The sequence below is a fragment of the Duganella sp. AC917 genome, assembly GCF_979258245.1.
On sequence record NZ_OZ409848.1, the window covers coordinates 4,162,749 to 4,189,464 of the forward strand.

Consider the following 26,716-nt stretch of genomic DNA (forward strand, 5'->3'; position numbering starts at 1 on the left):
TGTTGGTCTTTAGTTCGCCGCGCCCAGCTCGTCGCCCATTTCCTTGCCACGCGCGGCGGCGGCCTTCACCGCCGTCACGATGGCCGCCTTCACGCCGCTGTCCTCCATGCTGGTCAACGCCGCGTAAGTGGTGCCGCCTTTTGACGTCACCCGCTCGCGCAGCAGCGACACCGGCTCGCTCGACTGGTTGGCCAGTTGCGCCGCGCCGGCAAAGGTGGCCAGCGCCAGCTGCGTGCCCTGTTCCGCGCTCAGGCCCAGCTCCCCGGCGGCCTGCTGCATCGCCTCGATAAAGTAAAACACATAGGCCGGGCCGCTGCCCGAGAGGGCCGTCACCGCATCGATCTTCGATTCATCGTCCAGCCACACGGTTGGTCCGACCGCGCGCAGGATATCGTCGGCGGTCTGCTTTTGCGCGGCGCTCACGCCGGCGGACGGCACCATGCCGGTGATGCCCATGCCGATCAGCGCCGGCGTGTTGGGCATGCACCGCACGATGGCGCCATAGCCGCCCAGCCAGCGCGACAGGTCGGCGCTGCGGATGCCCGCCGCGACCGACACGATCAAGGTCTGCTTGGACGAATCCAGCAACGGCAGCAGCTGCGCCGCCACCTCGCGCATGCTCTGCGGCTTAATCGCCAGCACGATCACGTCGGCCGCGCCCACGGCGGCGTCGGCGGCGGTGGCCGTCGTCACACCATGTTGCTGGGACAGCTTTGCCAGCGACGCCGGATTCGGATCGACCACATGGATGTCCGCACCGGCGGTCAACTTGCCGGCCAGCCCGGCGATCAACGCGGCGGCCATGTTGCCGCCGCCAATAAATGCAATCTTCATATCAAGCCTTGTTGTAAGTTCGTGCTCCAAAAATGGCGCTGCCGACGCGCACGATGGTCGCGCCCTCGAAAATCGCCGCGCGCAGGTCGGCCGACATGCCCATCGACAGCGTATCGAGCGCCAGGCCGTCGGCGCGCAATTGCTCGTACAACTTCCGCAACTGCGCAAACGCGGCGCGCTGCTGGTCGAATTCCACGGCCGGCTCGGGGATCGCCATCAGGCCGCGCAACGTCAGTTTCGGCAGCGCCGCGACCTTGTGGGCCAGCGCCGCCACCTCTTCCGGGGCGACGCCGCTCTTGCTGGCCTCGCCGCTGATATTCACTTGCAAACAGATTTGCAGCGGCGCCATGCCGGCCGGACGCTGTTCGGACAGGCGCTGCGCCACCTTCTCCCGCTCGACCGTATGCACCCAATCGAAATGCTCGGCGATGGGCCGCGTCTTGTTGCTCTGGATCGGCCCGATGAAATGCCATTCCAATGAAAGGGTTGCGACCTCCGGCTGCGCGCGCAACGCCGCGATCTTGTCGAGCGCCTCCTGCAGATAATTTTCGCCAAAGGCCCGCTGGCCGGCCCGCACCGCCTCCAGCACGGCTTCCGGTCCGAAAGTCTTGGACACGGCCAGCAGCTGCACCGTGGGCGCCGGCCGGCCGGATTCTTGAGCGGCGGCAACGATAGTCGCGGTGATTGCTTGCAAGTTTTGGGGGATCGGAGACATAATCATCCAGTAAAAGACAGCGGTAAGCGTCATCACACCAACGCCAGGCAGGGATTATAAATGGACATATCCGAACTACTCGCATTCTCGGTCAAGAACAAGGCATCGGATTTGCACCTGTCGGCCGGGCTGCCGCCGATGATACGGGTGCATGGCGACGTGCGCCGCATCAATCTGCCGCCGCTGGAGCACAAGGAAGTGCACGGCATGATCTACGACATCATGAACGACGGCCAGCGCAAGGCCTACGAAGAGATGCTCGAAGTCGACTTCTCGTTCGCGATACCGGGACTGGCGCGCTTTCGCGTCAACGCCTACAACCAGGAGCGCGGCGCCTCGGCGGTGCTGCGCACGATCCCGTCGAAAATCCTCAGCCTCGAAGAGCTCAACGCACCGAAGATCTTTGCCGAATTCGCGCTCAAACCGCGCGGCCTGGTGCTGGTGACCGGCCCGACCGGCTCGGGCAAATCGACCACGTTGGCGGCGATGGTCAACCACCTCAACGAAAACGAATACGGCCACATCCTCACGATCGAGGACCCGATCGAATTCGTCCACGAATCGAAGAAATGCCTGATCAACCAGCGCGAGGTTGGGCCGCACACGCTGTCGTTCAACAACGCGTTGCGCTCGGCGCTGCGGGAAGACCCGGACGCCATCCTGGTCGGCGAGTTGCGCGATCTGGAAACGATCCGCCTGGCGCTATCGGCGGCCGAGACCGGCCACCTGGTGTTCGGCACCCTGCACACGTCGTCGGCGGCCAAGACGATCGACCGCATCGTCGACGTCTTCCCTGCCGACGAAAAGGAAATGGTGCGCGCGATGCTGTCGGAATCGCTGCAAGCGGTGATCTCGCAAACGCTGCTCAAGACCAAGGACGGCTCGGGCCGGGTGGCCGCGCACGAGATCATGGTCGCCACGCCGGCGATCCGCAACCTGATCCGCGAATCGAAGATCGCGCAAATGTACTCGGCGATCCAGACCGGCAGCAACGTCGGCATGCAAACGCTGGACCAGAACCTCACGGACCTGGTGCGGCGCAACGTCATCTCCGCCGCCGCCGCCCGCAGCGCCGCCAAAACCCCGGACAACTTCCCCGGCTAAAACTACTGGGGTCAAGTCTGTCATTCGGACACGGACTCGACACGTGGCGGTACAGCTCGTGTCCGAATGACAGACTTGACCCCGTTCTGAAGGGATATCATGGAACGCGACCAGGCCTCCAAATTCATGTTCGATCTGCTGAGGTTGATGACCAGCAAAAAAGGCTCGGACCTGTTTATCACCGCCGGCTTCCCGCCAGCGATCAAGATCGACGGCAAGTTGACGCCCGTGTCGTCCCAGGTGCTGACCGCCGCCCACACCGTCGACCTGGCCCGCTCGATCATGAACGATAAGCAGACTGCGTCGTTCGAGCTGACCAAAGAAGCCAACTTCGCCATCAGCCCCGGCGACTTGGGCCGCTTCCGGGTGTCGGCGTTTGTGCAGATGAGTTCGGTCGGCATGGTGCTGCGGACTATCACCAGCGAGATTCCCAAACTCGACGACCTGCGCCTGCCCGAGGTGCTCAAGGACGTCGTCATGGCCAAGCGCGGCCTGGTGATCATGGTCGGCGCCACCGGGTCCGGCAAGTCGACCACCTTGGCGGCCATGGTCAACCACCGCAACGAGAACAGCTACGGCCATATCATCACCATCGAGGACCCGGTCGAATACGTCCACCCGCACAAGAATTGCATCATGACCCAGCGCGAGGTCGGCGTCGACACCGACGACTGGGCCATCGCGCTGAAAAACACGCTGCGCCAGGCGCCCGACGTGATCCAGATCGGCGAGATCCGCGACCGCGAAACCATGGACCACGCGATCGCCTTCGCCGAGACCGGCCACCTGTGCCTGGCCACGCTGCACGCCAACAGCGCCAACCAGGCGCTCGACCGCATCATCAACTTTTTCCCCGAGGAGCGCCGCCAGCAGCTGCTGATGGACCTGTCGCTGAACCTCAAGGGCATGATTTCGCAGCGCCTGATCCCGAAGAAGGAATCCAAGGGCCGCGCGGTGGCGATCGAGATCATGCTCAATTCGCCGCTGATCTCGGACCTGATCTTCAAGGGCCAGGTCCACGAGATCAAGGAGCTGATGAAGAAGTCGCGCGAGCTGGGCATGCAGACATTCGACCAGTCGCTGTTCGATTTGCACGAAGCGGATATCATCACGTACGAGGACGCGCTGCGCAACGCCGATTCCGTGAACGATCTGCGCCTGGCTATCAAGCTGGAAGGCAAGGCGGCCACCAACCGCGACCTGTCGGCCGGCACCGAACATCTGGGCCTGATCTAATCCCAACCATTTCACCAGGACTTCCATGAGCACCATCTTCGACATCTCCGCAGACAGCCTGACCGGCGCCCCCGTGGACCTGCGCCAGTACCAGGGCCAGGTCCTGCTGATCGTCAACACCGCCAGCAAGTGCGGCTTCACCTCGCAGTACAAGGGGCTTGAGCAGGTCTACCAGCAGTTCAAGGACAAGGGCGTGACGGTGCTCGGCTTCCCGTGCAACCAGTTCGGCGCGCAGGAGCCGGGACAGGCCGACGAAATCGGCGCCTTCTGCGAAAAAAACTACGGCGTGACCTTCCCGCTGTTCGCCAAGATCGATGTCAACGGCGAACACGCGCACCCGCTGTTCGTCCAGCTCAAGAAGGACGCGCCGGGCATCCTCGGCACCGAGGCGATCAAGTGGAACTTCACCAAATTCCTGATCCGCAAGGACGGCACCGTCTTCAACCGCTACGCCCCCGCCACCAAGCCGGAAGACCTGATCGCGGACATCGAGAAGCTGCTAGCAGAATAAAAGCGTGTAAAACTTGTCTAGTACATCATGTAAGTTCTGCAATTGTCATCCGAAAAACGTGCTTTAGGTTAAACTTTTCGGTAATAATGGGCCCTGGCCCTTTCCAATCGAATCAAGTACCTATGTCCGTGTTTGGAAAACTACTGTCGCCGTGGCTGCGGATGGGGATGTATTCCCGCCTGTTCGTGCCCATTTTTATCATCATCGCCATGGTGGTGGGCGTCCGCTACACGTTGCTGTTCCAGGCGGAGACCGCGAGCGCCGACGCGCGCTATCAAAAGGACGCCAGCGACATCGGCATCTATCTGCACAAGGCGCTGCTGCCGGCGCTGGCCGTGCCCGACCGCGCCGCCATCGACAGCGCGCTGGCCGACGCGCTGCTGCTCAGTCCCGACCTGGCCGCCGCCCGCGTCGACTTCGCCGGCGGCCACCTCGAGGCGCTGCGACCGCCGCTGCCGCGGTCCGACGTCCCCGCGTGGTTCGCCAGGCTGCACCCGCTCAAGCCGATCCGCCGCCACATCTACATCGGCACCGCCAGCCTGGTGCTCGAATTCGATCCCGCCTTGCCGGTGGCGGGCGTGTGGGCCTCGGTCTGGAAGCAGATGGTCATCACCGCCCTCAACGTGACCGTCATCTACACGCTGCTGGGCATTATCATCTTCGCCAACAAGCGCATGCTCAAGCGCCTCAACGACGCCACCCGGCGCTTCCAGGGCGGCGAACATGACGTGCGCCTGCCGGTTGGCGGCACGCTGGAGGCGCGCATGCTGGCGGTCACCTTCAACAACATGGCGCAGCGCGTGCAGGCGCTGGTGGGCAGGCTGCAAGCGAGCGAGAAGGAGTTGAGCGAACAGCTGAAACGCACGCTGGTCGCACAGGAACAGCTGCAGGCGCAAAAGGAGCGCATCGAGGTGACGCTGGCGTCGATCGGCGACGCCGTCATCACCACCGACCTCACAGGCAGGATCGAATCGATCAACGACGTCGCACAGCGCCTCACCGGCTGGTCCGAGCCGCTCGCGCGCGGCATGGAACTGCACCAGGTGTTCGTCCTGGCGAATAACTTCGGCCAGCACTCGCTGCTCAAGGCGATGTCGGGCATCTACGAAGGCGGCGACGTGGTCAAGGTCGGCAATCAGAGCCTGCGCAGCCGCACCGGGCAGACCTTCACGGTGGAGTACACGGCCAACGGCATCCGCGCCGCCCACGGCGAGGTGCAAGGCTCGGTGCTGGTGTTCCGCGACGTGACCGAACGCCGCCAGCTGATGCAGCAGATCTCCTGGCAAAGCAACCACGATGTGCTCACCGGCCTGCCCAACCGCGCGGCGCTGGCGGCGCGCTTCGAAAACGAGGTTGCGCGCGCTCGCGCGCAGGATTACCTGCTGGCCGTGTGCCTGTTCGATCTGGACCACTTCCAGCAGGTCAACGACACGCTGGGCCAATCCGTCGGCGACGAGGTGCTCAAGCAGGTCGCCAGCCGCCTGCACGATTTTGCCGGCCAGCGCCACTACGTCGCGCGCCTGGGTGGCGACGAATTCGTGCTGCTGCTGCCGGAGATGCATTCGCGCGCCGCCGTGGAGGTGGCGCTGGACCGGCTGATGCCGGCGCTGTCGCGCGACTACCTGGCCGACGGCCAGGCGGTGGCCATGTCGGCCAGCGTCGGCATCGCCGTCTACACCGGCAACGAGATCAGCGCCGACAGCCTGCTGCGCCACGCCGACCAGGCGCTGTACCAGGCCAAGATCATGGGCCGCAACCGTTTCCACTTCTTCGACGCGGACCTCGACGAGCAGGTACGCACCCACCACAATCGCCGCACCGAGGTGCGCTCGGCCATGCTCGACGGCCAACTGCGGCTGTACTATCAGCCCAAGCTGGACATGCGCAAAGGCCGCATCGTCGGCATGGAGGCGCTGCTGCGGTGGCAGCATCCGTCGCGCGGCATCGTCGGGCCGATGGAGTTCCTGCCCATCGTCGAACATAGCGACGTGATCGTCGACATCGGCGAGTGGGTACTGCGCGAGGCTTTGCGCCAGCTGCAGCAATGGCGCGGCTTCGATCCGGCCTGGGTCATCAGCGTCAACATAGCCGCGCGTCATTTCCAGCGCGGCGACTTCGTCGACCGCCTCACCGCGATCCTGTCCGAGTTCCCGGACGTGCCGCCGCACATGCTGGAACTGGAGATCCTGGAGTCGTCGGCCCTCAGCGATATCAACCACGTGCGCACGATCATGCTGGACTGCCAGGCGCTGGGCATCAGCTTCGCGCTGGACGATTTCGGCACCGGCTATTCATCGATGTCCTACCTCAAACGATTACCGGCGGACGTGCTGAAGATCGATCAGAGCTTCGTTCGCAACATGCTGGTCGACCGCGACGATCTGCATCTGGTGAGCGCGGTCATTGGCCTGGCCAGGTCGTTCGGCCTGGGTGTGATCGCCGAGGGCGTCGAGACGGTCGAACACGGAGCCATGTTGATGCGGCTGGGCTGCGATCTGGTACAGGGCTACGGTATCGCGCGGCCGATGCCGGCGGACGAGGTGCTGGCGTGGGTAGGCGCTTTCGACCGGGCGCCGACCTGGCAGGCCGCAGCAGGGCTACCGCCTATCGTCAGCCTGCATGGAGAGGGGCCGGCCGGCGGCACCGCGCAGATACCCTTGTTCGTGGGGTAGGAAAAAGCGCCGGCGCCTTATCGCCGCTTGCGCGCCGCCAGCGCGCGGTCGATCAACTCGATCCAGTGCACCACCGGCGTCTGCGTTCCCGATTGCAGATGCGCGGTGCAGCCGACATTGGCCGAGACGATGGTGGTCGCCCCCGTATCGGCCAGATTCGCCAGCTTGCGGTCGCGCAGCTGCAACGACAACTCCGGCTGCAACAGCGAATACGTGCCCGCCGAGCCGCAGCACAAATGACTCTCCGCGCACAAGACCACATCCACGCCCACCGCGCGCAACACGCCCTCCACCTTGCCGCGTATCTGCTGCCCATGCTGCAACGTACAAGGCGGATGATAGGCGACACGCTCCTTGATGACGGCGCCGAGGCGCGTCAGTCCCTCCTCGAACTCCGGCATGACTTCGCTCAGATCGCGCGTCATCATCGCGATGCGCGCCGCCTTGCCGGCGTACTCGCTGTCATGCGCCAGCAGATGCCCGTATTCCTTCACCGTGACGCCGCAGCCGGACGCCGTCATCACGATCGTTTCCACCGCCCGGCTTTCCACATACGGCCACCACGCGTCGATATTGCGGCGCATGTCGTCCAGCGCCGCCTCGTGATCGTTCAGGTGATGACGCACCGCGCCGCAGCAGCCGGCCTTGGGTGCGACGATCAACTGCACGCCCACCGCATCGAGCACCCGCGCGGTGGCGGCGTTGATGTTGGGCGCCATCGCCGGCTGCGCGCAGCCTTCCAGCACCAGCATTTTGCGTCCATGCTCGCGCATCGGCCAAGCGCCGGCGCCTGTCATGGCCGGGATCTTGTCCTGCATCGCCGGCGACAGCAGGGGGCGGAAAAGCTGGCCGGCACGCAGGGCCGCCGTGAACACCGCCTTGCGCGGCAAGCCCTCCTTCAACACCTTGCGCTTGAGCCGTTCCATCAGCGGACGCGCGACGCGCTCCTCGACCACCTTGCGGCCGATGTCGATCAGTCGTCCGTATTGCACGCCGGACGGACAGGTGGTCTCGCAGTTGCGGCAGGTCAGGCAGCGGTCCAGATGCGTTTGCGTCTTGCTGGTGACGGGCGCGCCTTCCAGCACCTGCTTGATCAAATAAATGCGTCCGCGCGGCCCATCCAGTTCGTCGCCCAGAAGCTGGTACGTGGGACAGGTGGCGGTGCAAAACCCGCAATGCACGCAGGAGCGCAGGATGGCGTCGGCCTCTTCGCCTTCCGGGGTGTTCTTGATGAAATCAGCGAGGTTGGTTTGCATAGGTTCTTGTCAATACATGCGGCCGGGATTGAAGATCCCCGCAGGATCGAAGGACTGCTTCAGCCGGTCGTGAATCTTCGCCACCGCCGGCGCCAGAGGATGAAAAACACCAAGCTGCTTATCGCCTCCACGATACAGCGTCGCATGTCCGCCCGCCGCCGCCACGGCACTGCGGATGCCTGCCGCCTGTGCGGCGTCGCAACCGTCCACCTTGAGCCAGCGCTGGGCGCCGCCCCACTCGACAAGCTGCTCGCCGCGCAGGATGATGGCGCTGGCGGCCGGCGGCACCGACAGCCGCCACAACACGCCGCCGCTGAAGTATTCGTGCGACTGGTCGCGCAGCGATGCCCAGAAGGCGGCGCCGTCGTCCAACGCTACGCCGCCAAGCCTTTGCCGCGCCGCGTCCACAGCGGCTCCCGCGCCGGACAAGCGCAGCGACAGCGCGCCCCGATGCCAGCAGCTTGCCGATATCGGCAGCGGCTGGCCCGCCCACTCGTTCAAGCGGGTCAGCGCGTCGATCTCGCTCATCTCGAACCGCAGGCTGGTTTCGCTGACGGGCACCGGCAGCACCTTGAGAGACACCTCCAGGATCAGGCCCAAGGTGCCGAGCGAACCTGCCAGCAGGCGCGAGACGTCGTAGCCGGCGACGTTTTTCATCACCTGGCCGCCGAACCGCAGCCCCTCGCCGCGTCCGTCCATCAGCACGGCGCCCAGCACAAAATCGCGCACCGCGCCGGCGCTGGCGCGGCGCGGCCCGGACAAGGCGCTGGCGACCACCCCGCCGATTGTCGAACCTACGCCGAAGTGCGGCGGCTCGAACGCCAGCATTTGATTGTGGCGCGCCAGCAGCGCCTCGATCTCGGCCAGCGGTGTGCCGCAGCGCGCGGTGATCACCAACTCGGTGGGCTCGTACGACACGATGCCCGAATAGGCACGCGTGTCCAGCACTTCCCCGGCTAGTGTCTGTCCGTACCAGTCCTTGGTGCCGCCGCCGCGTATGCGCAACGGCTTGCCGGCAGCTGCGGCGGCGCGAACGCGCACGCCAAGTTGCGCGGCGATGGCGCTTGACGAGTCGGTCGATAAATCGTTCAGTGCGTCAGTCATGTGGCTCCGTTCAAAACCGGGGCAGGTGGGCGAACGGCAGCGCGCCGCCGCTGACGCGCATCTTGCCGAATTCGGCGCAGCGGTTCAGGGTCGGTATCGCCTTGTCCGGATTGAGCAGGCCGGCCGGGTCGAACGCGCGCTTGACCGAGAAGAACGCCGCCAACTCCGACGGCGCGAACTGCACGCACATCGAATCGATCTTCTCGATGCCCACGCCATGCTCGCCGGTGATGGTGCCTCCGACCGCCACGCACAGCGCCAGGATCTCGGCGCCGAAGGCTTCGGCGCGCTCGAATTCGTCGGGGATGTTCGCATTGAACAAAATCAGCGGGTGCAGGTTGCCGTCGCCGGCGTGGAAGACGTTGGCGCAGCGCAGGCCGTATCTGGTTTCCATTTGCGCGATGCCGGTCAATACCTCGCCTAGCCGTTTGCGTGGAATGGTTCCGTCCATGCAGTAGTAATCCGGCGAGATGCGGCCGGCCGCCGGAAAGGCGTTTTTGCGGCCGGACCAGAACTTCAGGCGTTCCGCCTCCGATTGCGAGACGGCGATCGCGCTGGCGCCCGCAACCTGCAGCACGGCCGACATGCGGGCGATTTCCTCCTCCACTTCCTCGGCGGTGCCGTCGGCCTCGCACAGCAAAATGGCGGCGGCGTCGGTGTCGTAGCCCGCCCGGACGAACGGTTCGACCATGCGCGACGAGGTTTGGTCCATCATCTCCAGACCGGCCGGGATGATGCCCGCCGCGATCAGCGCGGCCACCGCCTCGCAGCCGGCCACCACCTGCTCGAACGACGCCATGATCACGCGCGCCGTCGCCGGTTTCGGAATCAGTTTGACCGTCACCTCGGTCACGATACCGAGCATTCCCTCCGAGCCGACAAAGACCGACAGCAGATCGAGTCCCGGCGCGTCCAGCGCCTCGCCGCCCAGTTCCACCACGTCGCCGTCGATGGTCACCATCCGCACGCGCAGCACGTTGTGCACCGTCAGGCCGTACTTCAGGCAATGCACGCCGCCGGAGTTCTCCGCCACATTGCCGCCGATGGTGCAGGCGATCTGCGACGACGGGTCGGGCGCGTAGTACAAGCGGTGCTGCGCCGCCGCCTCGGAGATCGCAAGGTTGCGCACGCCCGGCTGGACCACCGCCGTACGCGAGTAGGCGTCCATGCGCACGATGCGGTTCAGGCGCGCGGTCGACAGCACCACGCCATCGGCGATCGGCATCGCGCCGCCGGACAGGCCGGTGCCGGCGCCGCGCGGCACGATCGGCACATTCAGCTCGCGGCATACGCCCAACACGGCGACAATCTGCGCCTCGCTGTCGGGCAGCACCACGATCATCGGCAATTGGCGGTAGGCGGCCAGGCCGTCGCATTCGTAAGGCCGGGTATCCTCCGGCGCCGACAGGATGGCACCGGACGGCAGCACATGGTGCAGCGCCGCAGAAACCTGCGCGCGACGGCTGGCGATATCGGCCAGAATTTCCGCTTCGGGTATGACGGTGTTCATGGACGGCGGCCTGAAAACACGAGTGGGCCTCGATTGTAAGCACAAACGTGCGGCCATGCGATATCTTTGGCGGGTACTTAGGCGGATACGCGGCGTATAATCTGCCGGCCGTCTCTATATCAACTCATTGGAATAGTATGGAATACAATTTTGAAAGAGAGTGGCTCCTGGCGCTGGAGCGGCGCTTCAACCGGCAGGCGACGGAAATCGCCGAGATCACGCTGAGCGGTCGTCCGCGCATGCTGATTTTCTACTTCGCCGACTTCCCGGCGCAGGGCATGCTGACGGCCGTTACCGCCGGCCTGTCGAGCGCCAGCCATCCGGATTGGGTGCACGGCAAGCCGGAGCTGAGCTTCGCGCTGCAGACCACCGATCAAGGCTGGGGCAAGAGCGCGGCCTACCTCGCGCAGGAATTCTTCAACAAACGACCGTTCTCCTACCAGTCGTCGTTCGCGCTGCATATGCCGATGTCGAAGGACAGCGCGATGAACGCCTGCTTCGTCTACCGTCCGCAGTTCATGGACAAGGACCAGGTCAAGTTCGAGCTCCAGGACCGTACCATTTACCTGGCCGGCCTGTTCCCCATGTATGACGAGGAAATCGCACTGTACGAGGCCAAGGGCACCGAAGCCTTCTGGAACACGCCGGGCTTCCATCCGTATAACCCGAAGCGCGCCAGCGTCGCGGGAAAATAACCAATACAAGGAGCCACCATGGGCAACCGACTCTCAAAGATCGCCACCCGCACCGGCGACGGCGGCACCACCGGTCTGGGCGACGGCAGCCGCACCGACAAGGACAGCGTGCGCATTCATTCGATCGGCGAAGTCGACGAACTGAACTCGCATATCGGCCTGCTGCTGTGTGAGGACATGCCCGCCGACTTGCGCGAAGAGCTGGTGACGATCCAGCACGACCTGTTCGATCTTGGCGGCGAATTGTGCATCCCCGGCTACCAGATGATCACCGAGGCGCACGTCGAGCGGCTCGACACGCTGCTGGAAAAATACAACGCCACCTTGCCGGCGCTGACGGAATTCATCCTGCCGGCCGGCTCGCGGGCGGCGTCTCAGGCGCACGTGTGCCGCACCGTGTGCCGCCGCGCCGAACGCGCCATCGTCACGCTGGGCAAGGCGGAGACCATCCACGAGCATCCGCGCCAGTATGTGAACCGCTTGTCGGACCTGATGTTCGTGCTGTCGCGGGTCTTGAATCGCTTCGGCGGCGGCAGCGACGTGCTGTGGCAGCACGAGCGCAAACGCGGCTGAATTCTCAACGCGCGGGAGGCATTCCCGAATAGCCGGGCAGTTGCGCGATGTGCCGCGCCAGATGATCGAGCAGCAGCCGCGCGCGCAGCGGCTGATAGCGGCGCGACGGCGACAGCAGGTGCAGCGCCTGCGGCTGTCCTTCCCACTGCGGCAGCACGCGCACCAGCGCCCCGCTGTCGAGCAAATCCTGCACCAGCCATAATGGACACAATCCGATACCGCCGCCGGCGGCCAGGCTGTCGCGGATCGCCAGCGCGTGGTTGACGCGAAAGCGGCCGCGCGTGGCCACGATTTCAATCCGCTCGCCCCGGTGTAGCGTCAGCATGTCGCCATCGGCCAGCCAGGCGAAGCGGATGTAATCGAAGTCCGCCAGGTCGCGCGGCTGGCGCGGTTTGCCGTGGCGCTTCAGGTACGACGGCGCGGCCACCAGATGCCTCGGCGAGACGCCGGCCAGCCGCGCCACCACGTCCGGCGGCAGTTCGCGGCCCTGCCGCAGCGCGATATCGACACCCTCCTTCACCAGATCGACCATGCGGTCGTCCAGTATCAGCTCGATATCGACCTGCGGATACAGGTCGAGAAAAGACGCCAGCATCGCGTTCAGCCGCAACTGGCCGAAGGCGGCTGGCGCGTTGACCCGTATCAGCCCGGCCGGCGTATCGGTCTGGCCGCGCGCCTCGGCCACCGCCTCCTGATATTCCGCCAGCACGCCAAGCGCGCGCTGATAGAAGCGGTCACCCTCGGATGTCGGCGACAGGCTGGTGGTACTGCGCTCCAGCAGGCGCACGCCCAGTTCGCGCTCCAGCGCCGCCATCAACTTGCTGACAGTCGGTTGGGTGGTGCCCTCTTCGCGTGCGACGGCCGAGAGGCTGCCCAATTCGACGGCGCGCACGAAACAGCGTAGTGAACGGATGGTATCCATAAGTGGCTTATTCGATATTTGAATGAAGTATAGTCTGTTTCCTCCTCTTCCCGTGGCTTCTCGAATGGCCTATCGTGCAGTTTTACAGGAGCCCACGATGAAAACCTTGCACCATTTCGCATTCGCCGCCGCGCTGGCACTGGCTGCGCCGTCATTTGCCGCCGACCGATCCGGCGGCTGGGTGACCAGCTGGTATGCCAGCCCGCAGGCTACCTGGGGCGCGGATTTTCCGCTACCGACGGCCGTTCCCGCCACGCTGGAGCGGCAAACCGTGCGCGAAACGGCGCGCATCAGCGTCGGCGGGACGCGCGTGCGTATCGTCTTGTCGAACCGCTACGGCGACCGGCCGCTCGTCATCGGAGAGGCGCGCGTCGCCCGAGCCGGTGACATGGCAGGCTCCGCGCGCGAGCTGACCTTCGGCGGCAAACGCACGGCCACCATCCCGCCCGGCGCACCGCTGGTCAGCGATCCGGTGGAGATGCGCGTCGGCGCGCTGGAAAAGCTCGCGGTCAGCGTGTACCTGCCGCAGGCGACGCAGTTGAAGACCTTCCATTGGGGCGCGCAGCAGACCGGCCATATCGCCGAGGGCAACGCTGTTGGAGCGGCGGCGCTGAAGAATGCGCAGCCGCTGCATGGCCGCGCGCTACTTAGCGCCATCGTGGTCGAAACGCCGAATCGCAAGGGCGCTTTGATTGCGCTGGGAGACTCCATCACCGATGGCAATGGCTCGACACCGGATCTCGACCGGCGCTGGCCGGATTATCTGGCCACCCGGTTAAGCCCGGACGGCATTGCGGTGGTCAATGCCGGCATCTCCGGCGCGCGCTTGCTGGGTGATCGCATGGGCGCCAATGCGGCGGCGCGCTTCGAGCAAGATGTATTGAGCCAGCCGGGTGTCGGCACTGTCGTGGTGCTCTTGGGGATCAATGACATAGGATGGCCGCAAAGCGCCTTTGCGCCGGACGAGCCGCCGATGCGGGCGGAGCGCATGATCACCGTGTATCGTCAGTTGATCGCGCAGGCGCGCGTGCGTGGGGTGCGCATCGTCGGCGCCACGTTGCTGCCGTTCGAGGGCGCGCTGCAAGGCACGCCGCTTGAAGGTTATTACACGCCGTCGAAAGACGTGGTGCGGCGCGAGGTCAATCGGTGGATCAGGGACGGCGGGGAGTTCGACGCGGTGGTCGATTTTGACGCGCTGCTACGCGATCCGGCACGGCCGGCGCGCATGCTGCCGCGTTACGACAGCGGCGATCACCTGCATCCCGGTGACGCGGGATACGAGGCGATGGCCAAAGAGGTGGCGACGAGGGGGTTGCAGTAACCGTCGCGCGTATCAGCCGTTGTTGACGACCACCAGGCGCGGCTCTTCGCCGGCGCTGTCGAAGCGCTTCTTGATCGAGGCCGTGATGCCGGCGCCATCCAGACCTACGCTGGCCAGCAGCTTGACCGGATCACCATGGTCGATGAATTTGTCAGGCAGACCAATCATCAGCAGCGGCTTGGCGATGCCTTCGGCGGCCAGGGCCTCGGCCACGGCCGAACCGGCGCCGCCCATGATCGCACCCTCTTCCACCGTCACCAGATAGTCGTGGTCTGCGGCCAGCTTCCTGACCAGCTCCACGTCCAGCGGTTTGATGAAGCGCATATTGGCGACCGTCGCATCGAGCGTATCGCCCGCCGTCATCGACGGCGTCACCATCGAACCGAATGCCAGGATCGCGATCTTTTTGCCCGCGCGCTTGATCTCGCCCTTGCCGATTTCGATCGTGGTCAGCTCCGGCGCGATGGCCGCGCCGATGCCGGCGCCGCGCGGATAGCGGATCGCCGCCGGACCGTTGTACTGGTAGCCGGTGGTGAGCATCTGGCGGCATTCGTTTTCGTCCGACGCGGCCATGACGACCATGTTCGGAATGCAGCGCAGATAAGCCAGGTCGTAATTGCCGGCGTGCGTGGCGCCGTCGGCGCCGACCAACCCCGCGCGGTCCAGCGCGAACGTCACGTCCAGGTTTTGCAGCGCGACGTCGTGGATCAACTGATCGTAGCCACGCTGCAGGAAGGTCGAATAAATCGCCACCACCGGCTTCATGTCCTCGCAGGCCAGGCCGCCGGCGAAGGTCACCGCGTGCTGCTCGGCGATGCCGACGTCGAAGTAGCGGTCCGGGAATTCCTGCTCGAAGCGCACCATGCCCGAGCCTTCGCGCATGGCCGGCGTGATGCCGACCAGCTTCTTGTCGGCGGCCGCCATGTCGCACAACCAGTTGCCGAACACCTCGGTGTAGGTCATCTTGCCGGGAGCGGTAGCCGGCTTGATGCCCTCGGCCGGATTGAACTTGCCTGGACCGTGGTACAAGGTCGGCTCGGCCTCGGCCAGCTTGTAGCCCTGGCCTTTTTTGGTCACCACGTGCAGGAACTGCGGCCCCTTGAGCTGCTTGATGTTTTGCAGCGTGGGGATCAGCGAGTCCAGATCGTGGCCGTCGATCGGGCCGATATAGTTAAAACCGAACTCCTCGAACATCGTGGCCGGCACCACCATGCCCTTGGCATGTTCCTCCAGGCGCTTGGCCAGTTCCAGCACTGGGCCGGGCAGCACCGATTTGCCGACGTTCTTGGCGGCGGCGTAGAACTGCCCCGACATCAATCGCGCCAGGTAGCGGTTCAAGGCGCCGACCGGCGGCGAGATCGACATGTCGTTGTCGTTGAGGATGACCAGAAGGTTGATGTCGTCCTGCACGCCGGCGTTGTTCAACGCTTCGAACGCCATGCCGGCGGTCATCGAGCCGTCGCCGATGACGGCGATGGCGTGGCGCTGCTCGCCCTTGATCTTGGCCGCCTGCGCCATGCCCAGCGCGGCCGAAATCGACGTCGACGAGTGCGCGGTGCCGAAGGTGTCGTACTCGCTCTCGTCGCGCTTGGGGAAGCCGGAGATGCCGTTCAACTGGCGCAGGGTGTTCATGCGATCGCGCCGTCCGGTGAGGATCTTGTGCGAGTACGTCTGATGGCCGACGTCCCAGACGATGCGGTCGTGCGGCGTGTTGAACACGTAGTGCAGCGCCACCGTCAATTCGACCGTGCCCAGATTGGACGACAAGTGTCCGCCGGTCTTGGAGACCGAATCGAGCAGGTAGGCGCGCAGTTCGTGCGCCAGCGGCGTCAGTTGGGTGTACGCCAGTTTGCGCACATCGGCTGGTGAATCTATATTTTGTAGCAAGTTCATTTATGCCTTCCGCTGCACGATCAAATCCGCGAGTTCGCGTAACCGCAGAGCTTTGTCTCCGAACGGCGCGAGCGCTGCGTGCGCATCGAGCCGCAATGTTTGCGCCAGCGCGCGCGACGGTTCCAGACCCAGTATCGACACGTAGGTCGGCTTGTTGTCGGCGGCGTCCTTGCCGGCGGTCTTGCCCAACGTGGCCGAATCGGCCGTGGCGTCGAGCACGTCGTCAACCACCTGGAACGCCAGGCCGATGGCGCGCGCGTAGGTGTTGAACGCGGCCAGTTCGGCGTCGTCCAGATCCTTGCCGGCCAGCGCGCCAAGGATCACGGCAGCGCGCAGCAAGGCGCCGGTTTTGAGCTGGTGCATCTGCTCCAGCTGTTCGAGCGTCAGGCTGAGGCCGACGCTGTCGAGATCGATGGCCTGGCCGCCGCACATGCCGGCCGAGCCGGAGGCGTGCGCCAGCAAACGCAGCATCGCCACCTGACGCGACGCGGGCACGCCGGTCGCCTCCGACAATACGAGGAAAGCCTGCGATTGCAGCGCGTCGCCGACCAGCAGCGCGGTCGCCTCGTCGTAGGCGATGTGCACGGTGGGCTTGCCCCGGCGCAGCGCGTCGTCGTCCATGCATGGCATGTCGTCGTGCACCAGCGAATAGGCGTGGATCATTTCGACGGCGGCCGCCGCGCGGCTCAACGTGGCGGCATCGGCGTCGAACAGCGCGCCGGCGGCGTACACCAGCAGCGGACGCACGCGCTTGCCGCCGCCGAGCAGCGCATAGCGCATGGCGTCGTGCAGCTTGGCGGGCACCGTCGTTGCGGCGGGCAGGAAACCGGATAAGTCGTTTTCGGACCCGGCCTGCACCGTTTTCATCCAGTCGTCGAAGGCGCCGCTCATTGGTCGGCCTCGCCGCTGTCGGCGAACGGCTTGAGCATGTCGCCTTCCAGCACCTTGACCTGGGATTCGACTTTTTCCAGCTGGGCGGCGCAGAACTTGACGAGCTCCGAGCCGCGCGCATAGGCTGCCACCGACGCTTCGAGCGGCAGTTGCCCTGCTTCCATTTGCGCGACCAGGGTTGCCAGCTCCGCCATCGCTTCTTCAAACGAGACGGGGGCGGCGGCGGTCGCGTCGGCGGTTAATTTCTTAGACATAGTCACTCAGGCTTCAAGGCAAACTTCAGGGCTTATTCCAGGCTAACTTGCGGTTAACAATACCCGCCAGCGCAGTGTAGCCCGTTATTTTAGAACAAACCACCTTCTCCGGTGGAACTATAGCGGCCGCACCGTTGGCGAACTATGGATTTTATCGCAATCGACCCCATATGCATGATCTGCATGTGTTTGTTACAAGTTTTTGCACAGAAAACAAGCACTGGCGTCTGTCGGCAGGGGATGAAACACGCTATAATCGCCGGTTCTGTCCGAAATACCATTTTCAACGAACTTGAATTCAGGTCTTTACGGATTCTGTCTCTCTTTGGTTTGATGTACATATTAAGGGGGGTTGGGATGTCCGATCTGGGTACCCACGCCAAGCTGGCGCGTCCACACGCGCAACTGCCGGTAAACGTCTACTTCGACGAAGCGCTGTTGCAGCGTGAAATGCAGCAATTATTCCAGGCCGGTCCGCGTTACGTCGGACACGAACTGATGGTGCCGAACGTCGGCGACTTTGCGACCCTCGTTTCCGAAAACGAAGGGCGTATGCTGGTGCGCAACGCAAACGGGCTTGAATTGCTGTCCAACGTCTGCCGCCATCGCCAGGCGCTGATGTTCAATGGCCGTGGCAATGCCAACAACATTGTCTGCCCGCTGCACCGCTGGACCTACGACCTCAAGGGCGAATTGATCGGCGCGCCGCATTTCGCCGAAACGCCCTGCCTGAACCTGCCCAAGACCCAGTTGCAAAGCTGGAACGGCCTGCTGTTCGAGCAGAACGGCTACAACGTCATGGACAAGCTCAAGAACCTGTCGGTGACCGGCGACCTGGATTTTTCCGGCTATATGTTCGACCACGCCGAAGTCCAGATCTGCAACTACAACTGGAAGACCTTCATCGAGGTCTATCTGGAGGACTACCACGTCGAGCCGTTCCACCCGGGCCTGGGCGGCTTTGTCAGCTGCGACGACCTGCGCTGGGAATTCGGCCGCGACTACAGCGTACAAACCGTGGGCGTGAACAAGGGCCTGCTCAAATCGGGCTCCGAGATCTACAAGCGCTGGCAGGAGCAGGTACTGAAGTTCCGTGGCGGCGAACCACCGCCGTACGGCGCCATCTGGCTCACGCTGTACCCGAACATCATGGTCGAATGGTATCCGCACGTGCTGATCGTCTCGACCCTGTGGCCGGACGGCCCGCAGCGCACCCGCAACGTGGTGGAGTTCTACTACCCCGAGGAGATCGTGCTGTTCGAGCGCGAGTTCATCGAGGCCGAACGCGCCGCCTACATGGAAACCGTGGCCGAGGACGACGAGATCGCGCTGCGCATGGACGCCGGCCGCAAGGCCCTGTTCGAGCGCGGCACCAGCGACGCCGGTCCCTACCAGTCGCCGATGGAAGACGGCATGCAGCATTTCCACGAGTGGTACCGCGCCAACATAGACTTATAGAAACGGATTTCGGATGCAATCGCTTTGGATGTTGTTTGCTAGCTTCATGTTCGCCATCATGGGGGTATGCGTCAAGCTGGCTTCCGAAGAGTTTTCCACGTCTGAAATGGTCATGTACCGGGGCATCGTCGGCGTCATCGTGCTGGGGGTAATCATCCGCGCGCAAGGCGGTAGTTTCCGCACGACCATGCCGATGGCGCACTTCTGGCGCTGCCTGATCGGCGTCATCTCGCTGTGGCTGTGGTACTACTCGATCGCCAACCTGCCGCTGGCCACGGCCATGACGCTCAACTACCTGTCGCCGATATGGATCGCCGTCTGGCTGTTCGCGATGGGCTGGTGGCATGCCAAGGACCAGGTGAAATGGCCGCTGCTGGTGGCCGTGGCGATGAGCTTTGTCGGCGTCACGCTGCTGCTGCAGCCGGCCTTCCACGCCAACCAGCTGGTGCCGGCGCTGATCGCGCTGTTCTCGAGCGTGCTGACGGCGATGGCCTATATGCAGGTGCGCAAGCTGGGCCTGGCCGGCGAACCGGAGAACCGCGTGGTGTTCTACTTCGCGGTGATGAACATCGTCGCCGGCGTGGCCGGCAATTTCCTGTTCGCCGGCGACAAGCCTGCCGTCTGGCATCCGGTCAACACGGTCCACGGCGCCCTGCTGTTGCTGGGCATCGGCGTGTGCGCCACCAGCGCCCAGATCGCCATGACGCGCGCCTACCGCCTCGGCCAGACGCTGGTGGTCGCCAATCTGCAATATACCGGCATCGTTTTCTCCAGCATCTGGGGCGTGCTGGTGTTCGGCGACGTGTTCAGCTGGCACAGCTGGGCTGGCATCGGCATCATTCTGGCGTCCGGCGTGGCCGCGACGTTCTACAATACCCGCAACACCGAACGCGGTAAGGCCATCGCCAATACCGACCCGATCGCCAGCGAAGTCTAAGGAGTCCGGAATATGCACACCACGTTGATCAGCGCCGCCGACCTGTCCCAGCATCTGAACGATGACAAGTGGGTCATCCTCGATTGCCGGCACGATCTGATGAACCCTAACGCGGGCCGGGAAGGTTTTGCCATCGGACATATCCAGAACGCCCGGTTCGCCAATATCGACACCGACCTGTCCGGCGCCAAGATCGATGCGGACGGCAAGTTCCACGGACGCCATCCGCTGCCGGATCGCGCCGCGCTGATCGCGACGCTGCGCAGCTGGGGCATCGACGACGACACGCAAGTGGTGGCGTACGACGCGCACGGCGGTATGTTCGCCGCGCGCCTGTGGTGGCTGCTGCGCTGGATCGGCCATCCGGCGGTGGCGGTGCTCGACGGCGGCCTGGCCGCCTGGCAGTCGCAGGGTTTGCCGCTGGTGACGATGGTGGTCACGCGCTCCGGCGGCACCATCGCCGACAAGCCATCGCTGATGCACACGGTCACGGTCGAAGATGTGGAATCGAACCTGGTCACGCAGACGCGGGTGGTGGTGGACGCGCGCGCGGCCGACCGCTTCCGTGGCGAGAACGAGACCATCGATCCGGTCGGCGGCCACATCCCCGGCGCCAAAAACCGCTTCTTCAAGGACAACCTGACGCCGGACGGTCGCTTCAAAAGCGCCGAACAGTTGAAGCAGGAATTCTCGCCGTTGTTCGCGGCCGCGCCGCAAGCGATCATGCAGTGCGGCTCGGGTGTGACGGCCTGCCACAATTTGCTGGCGTTGGAGGTTGCCGGACTGCCCGGCGCGGCGCTGTATCCCGGCTCGTGGAGCGAGTGGTGCGCGGACCCGGAAAGGCCAGTGGCGACCGGGGGCTAAGGCCCACGACTGTGCCGCGCCCAACGAGTGATTCTGACTTCATTGCTCGCGAAGTAGTACTCCAGAATATGCCCTGTTCTCGGCACTGGGTATCGGCGACGCCCTGCACGAGTGGGAGTTCCTATCTCTGGCTGAGCAGAAATCAGAAGAAGCGCTTTTTCCACGCGTTGTGCTACGAGCGTCGAAGCCTCCTGGTTTTGGCTAGCAATATAAGTAATGGATTGCGTATAGGCGTTGCGCGCACTGGGAATCCAGCGCACGGGAAAGTTCTTTTGCTTAGCCCCTTGGCTTGCCATGGACAGCAATCAATTTCTTGATATCAGCCATCACTTCCGCGTTGTCGATGCCCGCGTTGGACTTAAAGTACTCGTCGGCTTCAATGTCTGCAAGAATCCCCTTCTCGACGTCGTCGAAACCGTAAAGCCAGACATCCGGCCAAAGATCGTCGGCGCTAAGCTTCGCCATCGCTGCCAACTGCTCCAAGCGTGAACGCTCCGCATCGGAGAGCGCAGCAAACGCCGCCAACTGCTTTGTCGATTTCAAATCCATATCTTCTCCTGGCAATCGGCCCGACCGAATGCGCAACTGAGCCCGTCTTACTTCGGCTTGGCACGACTATTCAATATGCGCCAAGCCTGCTCCATTACTTCTTCGTGAGGTATCGCCATGATACGCCCGGCGGTGCTGGCCGCTAGCGCTTCAGCGCAAGCGGAACGCGTGGATCAATGGTTGCGGGTCAGGAACAGTACGATCGCGACGCCGGTGGCGATCAGCAACACCTGCGGCACCGATTCGCGCAAGGTGGCGCGGCGTTGCATCTGCGGCATCAGGTCGCTGACGGCAATGTAGATGAAGCCCGACGACGCGAACACCAGTACATACGGAATCAGCTCGCTGGCGCGGTCCAGCGTGTAATAACCCAGCAGGCCGCCGGCGATCGCCAGCAAGCTGCACAGCAAATTGTAGACATACGCGCGCGTCCGCGAAAAACCGGCGTTGAGCAGCACGATGAAGTCGCCGATCTCCTGCGGAATCTCGTGGGCGATGATGGCCAGCGCCGTCACCAGGCCCAGCTCCGGATTGGCCATGAAGGCGGCAGCGATCAGGATGCCGTCGGTGAAGTTGTGCATGCCGTCGCCGACCAGAATCATCCAGCCGGCCTTGCCTGCTTCGTGCTTGTCGTGACCGTGATGATGGTGGTGGCCGTCGCCCTCGTGATGGTGCGAATGGCGCATGATCGCCAGCTTTTCCAGCAGGAAGAACGCCAGCAGGCCGGCCAGCAGGGTCGCGAACAGGCTGCGCGCGCTGGCGTGCGATTCGAACGCTTCCGGCAAGGCGTGCAGCAGCGACGTCGACAGCATGATGCCGACCGACAGGCTGACCATGGGCTCGACCACCTTCGACAGCAGCGTAAAGGAGAACACGGCAGCGGCTGAAATGCTGAAGACACCGGCTAGTGTGGTCGCCAGTAATATGGAGATGAGAATGGGATCGATGTTATAGCCTCTTGTACCTGGAGCCGTGCCGCTGCGCAGGCCGGGGGCGTTATTTTACCGCCCGGCACGCTTTCCTGCTCATTTTTGGCTAAAAACAGTTAAAACGGCTGTATTGACCGGGTTCAGGCGACCCCGTTCTGCCTGAACCACGCCAGCATGCGGCCCCAGCCGTCCTTGGCGTCCGCTTCCACATAGCTGGGACGGTAGTCCGCATGGAAGGCGTGGCCGGAATTGGGGTAGATGACAAAGGTCGATTTGTTCGGTCCCTTGGCCAGCATGGCCTGCATCGCCTTGATCGAATCCTGGGTGATGCCGGTGTCTTTCTCGCCGTACAGGCCCAGCACGGGTACGTTCAGCTTGGCCGCAATATCGATCGGATTGGTGGGCGTGTTGGCGTTGGAGGTGCCGACCAGGCGGCCGTACCAAGCGACGCCGGCCTTGATCGACGGATTGTGCGCCGCGTACATCCACGTTACGCGTCCACCCCAGCAGAAGCCGGTGATGGCGATCTTGTCGGCATTGCCGCCGTTGGCCTTGGCCCAGGCGACCAGCGCGTCGAGGTCGGTCATGACCTGGGTGTCGGGGGTTTTGGAGATGATGTCACGCTGCAGGTCGGCGATCGAGGCGGATTTTTGCGGATCGCCCTGACGCACGAACAGGTCCGGCGCCAGCGCCAGGTAGCCGAGCTTGGCGAAGCGGCGGGCGACGTCGGCGATGTGCTCGTGCACGCCGAAGATTTCGGAGATCACCAGTACCACCGGCAGGTTGGTTTTGCCTTCCGGCTGGGCGCGGTAGACGGGCACCGTCTGGCCGTCGACCGTGAGCGTGACGGTACCGGCGGTCAGGCCGGCGGTGTCGGTTTTGATGACGTTTTGCGCCATCACCGGCATCGCGGCAACGGCGAAACCGCTGCCCAGCGCCACCTTGAGGAAGTCGCGGCGGTCGACACCGTCCGACAAACTGGTTTTCGTCAGCAAACTCTCTGCGTCCCGCTTCAAATCATCCATGCGACTCCTCCTTGGTTTAACGTCAATTAATGTGCTTCATCCCAGTTCTTGCCGACGCCCACTTCGGCCGTCAGCGGCACCTTCAGCTGCGCGACGCCGGCCATCAACTCCGGCAGCTTGCGCTTGACCAGCTCGAGCTCCGCATCGGGCACTTCCAGCACCAGTTCGTCGTGCACCTGCATGATCATCTTGGTCTGCAGCTTGTCCGTCTCGAGCCAGTTCTGCACCGCCACCATCGCCAGCTTGATCAGGTCGGCGGCCGTGCCCTGCATCGGCGCGTTGATCGCGGCCCGTTCGGCGCCCTGGCGGCGCGGACCGTTCGGCGAGTTGATCTCCGGCAGCCACAGGCGCCGTCCGAACACCGTCTCGACATAACCGCGCGCCTTGGCCTGCAGCCGCGTGTCGTCCATATATTGCTTCACGCCGGAGAAACGGGCGAAATAGCGGTCGATATAGCTTTGCGCGGCGGCGCGCTCGATGCCCAGGTTGGACGCCAGGCCGAACGCGCTCATGCCGTAGATCAGCCCGAAGTTGATGACCTTGGCGTAGCGGCGCTGCTCGCTCGTCACGTCGTCGGGCGCGACGCCGAAGATCTCGGCGGCGGTGGCGCGGTGGATGTCGACGCCTTCGGCAAACGCGCGCAGCATGTTTTCATCGCCCGAAATGTGCGCCATGATGCGTAGCTCGATTTGCGAATAGTCGGCCGAGACGATGTGGCTGCCCGGCGGCGCGATAAACGCTTCGCGGATGCGGCGCCCTTCCTTGGTGCGGATCGGAATGTTTTGCAGGTTCGGATCGTTCGACGCCAGACGTCCCGTCACCGCCACCGCCTGCGCGTAGTTGGTGTGCACGCGGCCGGTTTCCTTGTTGATGCCCTTCGGCAGCTTGTCGGTGTAGGTCGACTTCAGCTTCGACAGGCTGCGGTATTCCAGCAGCACCTTCGGCAGCGGATAATCCTCGGCCAGCTTTTGCAGCACTTCCTCGTCGGTCGACGGCGCCCCGCTCGGGGTTTTCTTGACCACCGGCAGCTTCAGCTTTTCAAAAAAGATTTCGCCGATCTGCTTTGGCGAACCCAGGTTGAACGGCTGCTCGGCCAGCTCGTGCGCCTTGGCCTCGAGCTCGACGATGCGCGCGCCCAGCTCGGCCGATTGGGTGTCGAGCAGCGCGGCGTCGATGTGGACGCCGTTGCGCTCGATCTTTTGCAGCACCACCGCCGTCGGCAGCTCGATGTTGCGGTAGATATAGCTCAGGCGCTCGTCGCTCTCGACCTCGCCGACCATCGCCAGGTGCAGCCGCAGCGTGATGTCGGCGTCCTCGGCCGCGTAGGCGGTGGCGCGCGCGATGTCCACCTTGTCGAAGGTGATCATGCTGGCGCCCTTGCCGCAGACATCGACGAACGGAATCGTCGTATGGTTCAGGTGGCGCAGCGCCAGGCCGTCCATGTCGTGCGTGCGGTGCGATTCGAACACATACGATTGCAGCAGGGTGTCGTGATGGATGCCGCGCAGCCGCACGCCATGGTTGGCGAAGATGTGACTGTCGTATTTCAGGTTCTGGCCGACCTTGAGCTTGGTGTCGTCCTCCAGCCATGGCTTGAGTTTTTCCAGCACATGCTCGCGCGCCAATTGTTCCGGCACGCCGGGATAGGCGTGCGCGACCGGGATGTAGCAGGCCACGCCGGGCTGCACCGACAGCGAAATGCCGACCAGCTGCGCCGTCATCGGCTCCAGCGACGTGGTTTCGGTGTCGACGGCGGTCAGCTCGGCGGCGCCGATCAGCGCGATCCACTTGTCGAGCTGCTCGTCGTTGAACACGGTTTCGTAGTTGACGTTGACCTTCGGCACTTCGCCAAACAGGTCGCCGTTGGCCGAGACCGCGCCGCCGGCCGCAGCGGCAGCGGCAGCAGCTTTGCCGGGAGCGCCGATCGGTGCGGCCGGGGTCAGCGCGTTCAGCTCGCGCAGCAAGGTCTTGAAACCGTATTTGCCGAAGAAGGTCAGCAGGGTTTCCGCGTCCTCGGCGCGCGCGACCAGCGATTCGCTGATCGACATCATGTGCTCGGACAGGTCGCAGTCGGTCTTGACGGTGATCAGCTCGCGTCCCTTCGGCAGCCACTCGAGCGCCTTGCGCAGGTTCTCGCCGACGGCGCCGGTGATCTTGTCGGCATTGGCCATCACGCCGTCCAGGCTGTCGTACTGCGTCAGCCACTTGAGCGCCGTCTTCGGTCCGCATTTGGACACGCCGGGCACGTTGTCGACGGTGTCGCCGATCAGGGTCAGGTAATCGATGATGCGGTTCGGCGGCACGCCGAATTTGGCCAGCACGCCGGCCTCGTCCATTTTCTCGTTGGTCATCGTGTTGATCAGCATGACTTGCGGATTGACCAGTTGCGCCAGATCCTTGTCGCCGGTCGACACCACCACGTTCATGCCGGCCTTTGCGGCGTCCACCGACAACGTGCCGATGACGTCGTCGGCCTCGACGCCGTCGACCATCAGGATCGGCCAGCCCATGGCCTTGACCGCCTCGTGGATCGGCTCGATCTGCAGGCGCAGGTCGTCGGGCATCGGCGCACGGGTGGCCTTGTAGTCGGCATACATGTCGTCGCGGAAGGTCTTGCCCTTGGCGTCGAACACGCAGGCGATGTAGGCGGCCGGATAGTCGGCGCGCAGGCGACGCAGCATATTGACCATGCCATGCATGGCGCCGGTAGGGTGGCCGTCCGGGCTGCGCAGGTCGGGCAGCGCGTGGAAGGCGCGGTAAAGGTAACTGGAACCGTCAACTAACAGCAGGGTATTTTGCATAGGAACTAAAGAAATGTGAGGGCAAAAGCGCGTGATTTGCCACGAATGCCGCATTATCGCAGGTTTTGACCGGCGTCCGCCTGTCGGGCCCGCGTTTCAAGTATGACAATATTCAATGTTCTCTGTTGGGAATTACGCCATAAATCCGGCGGAAATCGGCCACCGCGCACAGCGAAGCGTGTCTGTTTGTTACAATGGATCATACATAAAAATTCCACGGCTTCTTACCTACTAAGGCGATCCATCATGACGCGCACCTCCCTCCTCTGGCCGGCACTCCTCCTGGCGCTCGGCGCCAACGCGTTCGCGCAGTCGACGCCGAGCCAGGCGCCGCCGAAACTGGAAAAAATCGAGGAAGTGGGCGACGATCCGATCACCGTGACCGCCAAGCCGGCGCCCGAGCGCCAGATCACCGAACGCCGCGACAACAGCGGCAACGTGGTGGAAGCGACCGTTAAAAGCGGTCCCAGCACGTACACCTTGCGCCCGACCCATCCGGTCGGCAGCGCCTTGCCGGGCGACGCCATGTCCGGCGCCGCGCGCGGTCCGCAGTGGACCGTGATGACCTTTGGCGGCAAGAAAAAGAAAAATCCGGAAGACGAAGCGGCGGTCGAGGCCGACGCCCCGCCACCGCCGCCGGCAGCGCCAGCGGCCAAGTAAAC

General features: G+C 64.0%; 25 protein-coding genes. 11 read left to right on the forward strand and 14 right to left on the reverse strand.

Annotated features, from left to right (window positions below):
• Positions 1-9: 9 nt before the first annotated feature.
• Both proC and ACZ0BA_RS18070 read right to left on the reverse strand, forming a co-directional pair.
• Positions 10-834 carry a pyrroline-5-carboxylate reductase gene (gene proC / locus ACZ0BA_RS18065; protein ID WP_463452596.1) on the reverse strand — a complete coding sequence of 275 codons (825 nt, stop codon included), beginning with the start codon at positions 832-834 and terminating at the stop codon, positions 10-12.
• A 1-nt stretch (position 835) separates the two neighbouring features.
• Positions 836-1,549, reverse strand: a complete 714-nt coding sequence (locus tag ACZ0BA_RS18070) for a YggS family pyridoxal phosphate-dependent enzyme (RefSeq protein ID WP_463452597.1) — start codon at positions 1,547-1,549, stop codon at positions 836-838.
• 60 nt (positions 1,550-1,609) lie between these two features.
• On the opposite strand from ACZ0BA_RS18070, the gene ACZ0BA_RS18075 reads away from it, so the two are divergent.
• The 4 genes from ACZ0BA_RS18075 to ACZ0BA_RS18090 all read left to right on the forward strand — a co-directional run bounded on the left by ACZ0BA_RS18075 (position 1,610) and on the right by ACZ0BA_RS18090 (position 7,072).
• Positions 1,610-2,653, forward strand: coding sequence for a type IV pilus twitching motility protein PilT (locus ACZ0BA_RS18075; protein WP_363501451.1), 1,044 nt, complete (start codon positions 1,610-1,612; stop codon positions 2,651-2,653).
• A 99-nt stretch (positions 2,654-2,752) separates the two neighbouring features.
• Positions 2,753-3,889, forward strand: coding sequence for a PilT/PilU family type 4a pilus ATPase (locus ACZ0BA_RS18080; protein ID WP_463452598.1), 1,137 nt, complete (start codon positions 2,753-2,755; stop codon positions 3,887-3,889).
• Positions 3,890-3,914: 25 nt separating this feature from the next.
• Positions 3,915-4,400: a glutathione peroxidase gene (locus ACZ0BA_RS18085; RefSeq protein ID WP_463452599.1), complete on the forward strand. Its 486-nt coding sequence runs from the start codon at positions 3,915-3,917 to the stop codon at positions 4,398-4,400.
• A 167-nt stretch (positions 4,401-4,567) separates the two neighbouring features.
• Entirely contained in the window at positions 4,568-7,072 is a 2,505-nt protein-coding gene (locus ACZ0BA_RS18090) for a putative bifunctional diguanylate cyclase/phosphodiesterase (protein WP_463452600.1), read from the forward strand.
• 17 nt (positions 7,073-7,089) lie between these two features.
• On the opposite strand, the gene glcF is transcribed toward ACZ0BA_RS18090, so the two are convergent.
• The 3 genes from glcF to ACZ0BA_RS18105 are packed head-to-tail and all read right to left on the reverse strand — an operon-like array spanning position 7,090 to position 10,942.
• Entirely contained in the window at positions 7,090-8,328 is a 1,239-nt protein-coding gene (glcF, locus tag ACZ0BA_RS18095; RefSeq protein WP_463452601.1) for a glycolate oxidase subunit GlcF, read from the reverse strand.
• Between the two features lie 9 nt (positions 8,329-8,337).
• Positions 8,338-9,432: a glycolate oxidase subunit GlcE gene (gene glcE / locus ACZ0BA_RS18100; protein ID WP_463452602.1), complete on the reverse strand. Its 1,095-nt coding sequence runs from the start codon at positions 9,430-9,432 to the stop codon at positions 8,338-8,340.
• A gap of 10 nt (positions 9,433-9,442) precedes the next feature.
• Entirely contained in the window at positions 9,443-10,942 is a 1,500-nt protein-coding gene (locus ACZ0BA_RS18105) for an FAD-linked oxidase C-terminal domain-containing protein (protein ID WP_463452603.1), read from the reverse strand.
• Between the two features lie 137 nt (positions 10,943-11,079).
• On the opposite strand from ACZ0BA_RS18105, the gene ACZ0BA_RS18110 reads away from it, so the two are divergent.
• Complete coding sequence (locus tag ACZ0BA_RS18110) at positions 11,080-11,637, forward strand: suppressor of fused domain protein (protein WP_463452604.1); 558 nt, start codon at positions 11,080-11,082, stop codon at positions 11,635-11,637.
• Between the two features lie 18 nt (positions 11,638-11,655).
• A complete protein-coding gene (locus tag ACZ0BA_RS18115) occupies positions 11,656-12,210 on the forward strand; it encodes a cob(I)yrinic acid a,c-diamide adenosyltransferase (RefSeq protein WP_463452605.1) in 555 nt (184 codons plus the stop codon).
• Between the two features lie 4 nt (positions 12,211-12,214).
• On the opposite strand, the gene ACZ0BA_RS18120 is transcribed toward ACZ0BA_RS18115, so the two are convergent.
• Complete coding sequence (locus ACZ0BA_RS18120; protein WP_463452606.1) at positions 12,215-13,132, reverse strand: LysR family transcriptional regulator; 918 nt, start codon at positions 13,130-13,132, stop codon at positions 12,215-12,217.
• A 97-nt stretch (positions 13,133-13,229) separates the two neighbouring features.
• Between ACZ0BA_RS18120 and ACZ0BA_RS18125 the strand changes: the two genes are divergently transcribed.
• Positions 13,230-14,453 carry an SGNH/GDSL hydrolase family protein gene (locus tag ACZ0BA_RS18125; RefSeq protein ID WP_463452607.1) on the forward strand — a complete coding sequence of 408 codons (1,224 nt, stop codon included), beginning with the start codon at positions 13,230-13,232 and terminating at the stop codon, positions 14,451-14,453.
• A 12-nt stretch (positions 14,454-14,465) separates the two neighbouring features.
• On the opposite strand, the gene dxs is transcribed toward ACZ0BA_RS18125, so the two are convergent.
• From dxs to ACZ0BA_RS18140, 3 genes are read right to left on the reverse strand one after another with little or no spacing between them, the layout of a single operon-like run.
• Positions 14,466-16,346 carry a 1-deoxy-D-xylulose-5-phosphate synthase gene (gene dxs / locus ACZ0BA_RS18130; RefSeq protein ID WP_463452608.1) on the reverse strand — a complete coding sequence of 627 codons (1,881 nt, stop codon included), beginning with the start codon at positions 16,344-16,346 and terminating at the stop codon, positions 14,466-14,468.
• On the reverse strand, positions 16,347-17,237 hold the full coding sequence (locus ACZ0BA_RS18135) for a polyprenyl synthetase family protein (RefSeq protein WP_463452609.1): 891 nt from the start codon (positions 17,235-17,237) through the stop codon (positions 16,347-16,349).
• A complete protein-coding gene (locus ACZ0BA_RS18140; RefSeq protein WP_463452610.1) occupies positions 17,234-17,491 on the reverse strand; it encodes an exodeoxyribonuclease VII small subunit in 258 nt (85 codons plus the stop codon). Before ACZ0BA_RS18140 ends, ACZ0BA_RS18135 begins: the two co-directional genes overlap by 4 nt.
• Positions 17,492-17,848: 357 nt before the next feature.
• Between ACZ0BA_RS18140 and ACZ0BA_RS18145 the strand changes: the two genes are divergently transcribed.
• Genes ACZ0BA_RS18145 through ACZ0BA_RS18155 form a run of 3 tightly spaced genes read left to right on the forward strand, consistent with a single transcriptional unit; the run spans position 17,849 to position 20,750 of the window.
• Positions 17,849-18,949, forward strand: coding sequence for an aromatic ring-hydroxylating oxygenase subunit alpha (locus ACZ0BA_RS18145; RefSeq protein WP_463452611.1), 1,101 nt, complete (start codon positions 17,849-17,851; stop codon positions 18,947-18,949).
• Between the two features lie 13 nt (positions 18,950-18,962).
• A complete protein-coding gene (locus ACZ0BA_RS18150; protein ID WP_463452612.1) occupies positions 18,963-19,886 on the forward strand; it encodes a DMT family transporter in 924 nt (307 codons plus the stop codon).
• A 12-nt stretch (positions 19,887-19,898) separates the two neighbouring features.
• Positions 19,899-20,750 (forward strand): sulfurtransferase, encoded by an 852-nt coding sequence (locus ACZ0BA_RS18155; RefSeq protein ID WP_463452613.1) that lies wholly within the window; start codon positions 19,899-19,901, stop codon positions 20,748-20,750.
• Here ACZ0BA_RS18155 and ACZ0BA_RS18160 read toward each other — a convergent pair.
• The 5 genes from ACZ0BA_RS18160 to polA all read right to left on the reverse strand — a co-directional run bounded on the left by ACZ0BA_RS18160 (position 20,747) and on the right by polA (position 26,054).
• The gene (locus ACZ0BA_RS18160; protein WP_463452614.1) at positions 20,747-21,046 is read right to left on the reverse strand and encodes a type II toxin-antitoxin system RelE/ParE family toxin; all 300 of its coding nucleotides are present in this window, start codon (positions 21,044-21,046) and stop codon (positions 20,747-20,749) included. The genes ACZ0BA_RS18155 and ACZ0BA_RS18160 overlap by 4 nt on opposite strands.
• Positions 21,027-21,299 carry a hypothetical protein gene (locus tag ACZ0BA_RS18165; RefSeq protein WP_463452615.1) on the reverse strand — a complete coding sequence of 91 codons (273 nt, stop codon included), beginning with the start codon at positions 21,297-21,299 and terminating at the stop codon, positions 21,027-21,029. Before ACZ0BA_RS18165 ends, ACZ0BA_RS18160 begins: the two co-directional genes overlap by 20 nt.
• Before the next feature lie 173 nt (positions 21,300-21,472).
• Positions 21,473-22,231 carry a ZIP family metal transporter gene (locus ACZ0BA_RS18170; protein ID WP_463454781.1) on the reverse strand — a complete coding sequence of 253 codons (759 nt, stop codon included), beginning with the start codon at positions 22,229-22,231 and terminating at the stop codon, positions 21,473-21,475.
• A gap of 137 nt (positions 22,232-22,368) precedes the next feature.
• On the reverse strand, positions 22,369-23,253 hold the full coding sequence (locus tag ACZ0BA_RS18175) for a dienelactone hydrolase family protein (RefSeq protein WP_463452616.1): 885 nt from the start codon (positions 23,251-23,253) through the stop codon (positions 22,369-22,371).
• Between the two features lie 26 nt (positions 23,254-23,279).
• Positions 23,280-26,054 (reverse strand): DNA polymerase I, encoded by a 2,775-nt coding sequence (gene polA / locus ACZ0BA_RS18180; RefSeq protein ID WP_463452617.1) that lies wholly within the window; start codon positions 26,052-26,054, stop codon positions 23,280-23,282.
• Between the two features lie 246 nt (positions 26,055-26,300).
• Between polA and ACZ0BA_RS18185 the strand changes: the two genes are divergently transcribed.
• On the forward strand, positions 26,301-26,714 hold the full coding sequence (locus ACZ0BA_RS18185; RefSeq protein WP_463452618.1) for a hypothetical protein: 414 nt from the start codon (positions 26,301-26,303) through the stop codon (positions 26,712-26,714).
• Positions 26,715-26,716 lie beyond the last annotated feature (2 nt).

Coding starts and splice junctions, on each gene's coding strand:
- proC (WP_463452596.1), bottom strand. CDS start 834: ATGAAGATTGCATTTATTGGCGGCGGCAACATGGCCGCCGCGTTGATC.
- ACZ0BA_RS18070 (WP_463452597.1), bottom strand. CDS start 1,549: ATGTCTCCGATCCCCCAAAACTTGCAAGCAATCACCGCGACTATCGTT.
- ACZ0BA_RS18075 (WP_363501451.1), top strand. CDS start 1,610: ATGGACATATCCGAACTACTCGCATTCTCGGTCAAGAACAAGGCATCG.
- ACZ0BA_RS18080 (WP_463452598.1), top strand. CDS start 2,753: ATGGAACGCGACCAGGCCTCCAAATTCATGTTCGATCTGCTGAGGTTG.
- ACZ0BA_RS18085 (WP_463452599.1), top strand. CDS start 3,915: ATGAGCACCATCTTCGACATCTCCGCAGACAGCCTGACCGGCGCCCCC.
- ACZ0BA_RS18090 (WP_463452600.1), top strand. CDS start 4,568: ATGTATTCCCGCCTGTTCGTGCCCATTTTTATCATCATCGCCATGGTG.
- glcF (WP_463452601.1), bottom strand. CDS start 8,328: ATGCAAACCAACCTCGCTGATTTCATCAAGAACACCCCGGAAGGCGAA.
- glcE (WP_463452602.1), bottom strand. CDS start 9,432: ATGACTGACGCACTGAACGATTTATCGACCGACTCGTCAAGCGCCATC.
- ACZ0BA_RS18105 (WP_463452603.1), bottom strand. CDS start 10,942: ATGAACACCGTCATACCCGAAGCGGAAATTCTGGCCGATATCGCCAGC.
- ACZ0BA_RS18110 (WP_463452604.1), top strand. CDS start 11,080: ATGGAATACAATTTTGAAAGAGAGTGGCTCCTGGCGCTGGAGCGGCGC.
- ACZ0BA_RS18115 (WP_463452605.1), top strand. CDS start 11,656: ATGGGCAACCGACTCTCAAAGATCGCCACCCGCACCGGCGACGGCGGC.
- ACZ0BA_RS18120 (WP_463452606.1), bottom strand. CDS start 13,132: ATGGATACCATCCGTTCACTACGCTGTTTCGTGCGCGCCGTCGAATTG.
- ACZ0BA_RS18125 (WP_463452607.1), top strand. CDS start 13,230: ATGAAAACCTTGCACCATTTCGCATTCGCCGCCGCGCTGGCACTGGCT.
- dxs (WP_463452608.1), bottom strand. CDS start 16,346: ATGAACTTGCTACAAAATATAGATTCACCAGCCGATGTGCGCAAACTG.
- ACZ0BA_RS18135 (WP_463452609.1), bottom strand. CDS start 17,237: ATGAGCGGCGCCTTCGACGACTGGATGAAAACGGTGCAGGCCGGGTCC.
- ACZ0BA_RS18140 (WP_463452610.1), bottom strand. CDS start 17,491: ATGTCTAAGAAATTAACCGCCGACGCGACCGCCGCCGCCCCCGTCTCG.
- ACZ0BA_RS18145 (WP_463452611.1), top strand. CDS start 17,849: ATGTCCGATCTGGGTACCCACGCCAAGCTGGCGCGTCCACACGCGCAA.
- ACZ0BA_RS18150 (WP_463452612.1), top strand. CDS start 18,963: ATGCAATCGCTTTGGATGTTGTTTGCTAGCTTCATGTTCGCCATCATG.
- ACZ0BA_RS18155 (WP_463452613.1), top strand. CDS start 19,899: ATGCACACCACGTTGATCAGCGCCGCCGACCTGTCCCAGCATCTGAAC.
- ACZ0BA_RS18160 (WP_463452614.1), bottom strand. CDS start 21,046: ATGGCAAGCCAAGGGGCTAAGCAAAAGAACTTTCCCGTGCGCTGGATT.
- ACZ0BA_RS18165 (WP_463452615.1), bottom strand. CDS start 21,299: ATGGATTTGAAATCGACAAAGCAGTTGGCGGCGTTTGCTGCGCTCTCC.
- ACZ0BA_RS18175 (WP_463452616.1), bottom strand. CDS start 23,253: ATGGATGATTTGAAGCGGGACGCAGAGAGTTTGCTGACGAAAACCAGT.
- polA (WP_463452617.1), bottom strand. CDS start 26,054: ATGCAAAATACCCTGCTGTTAGTTGACGGTTCCAGTTACCTTTACCGC.
- ACZ0BA_RS18185 (WP_463452618.1), top strand. CDS start 26,301: ATGACGCGCACCTCCCTCCTCTGGCCGGCACTCCTCCTGGCGCTCGGC.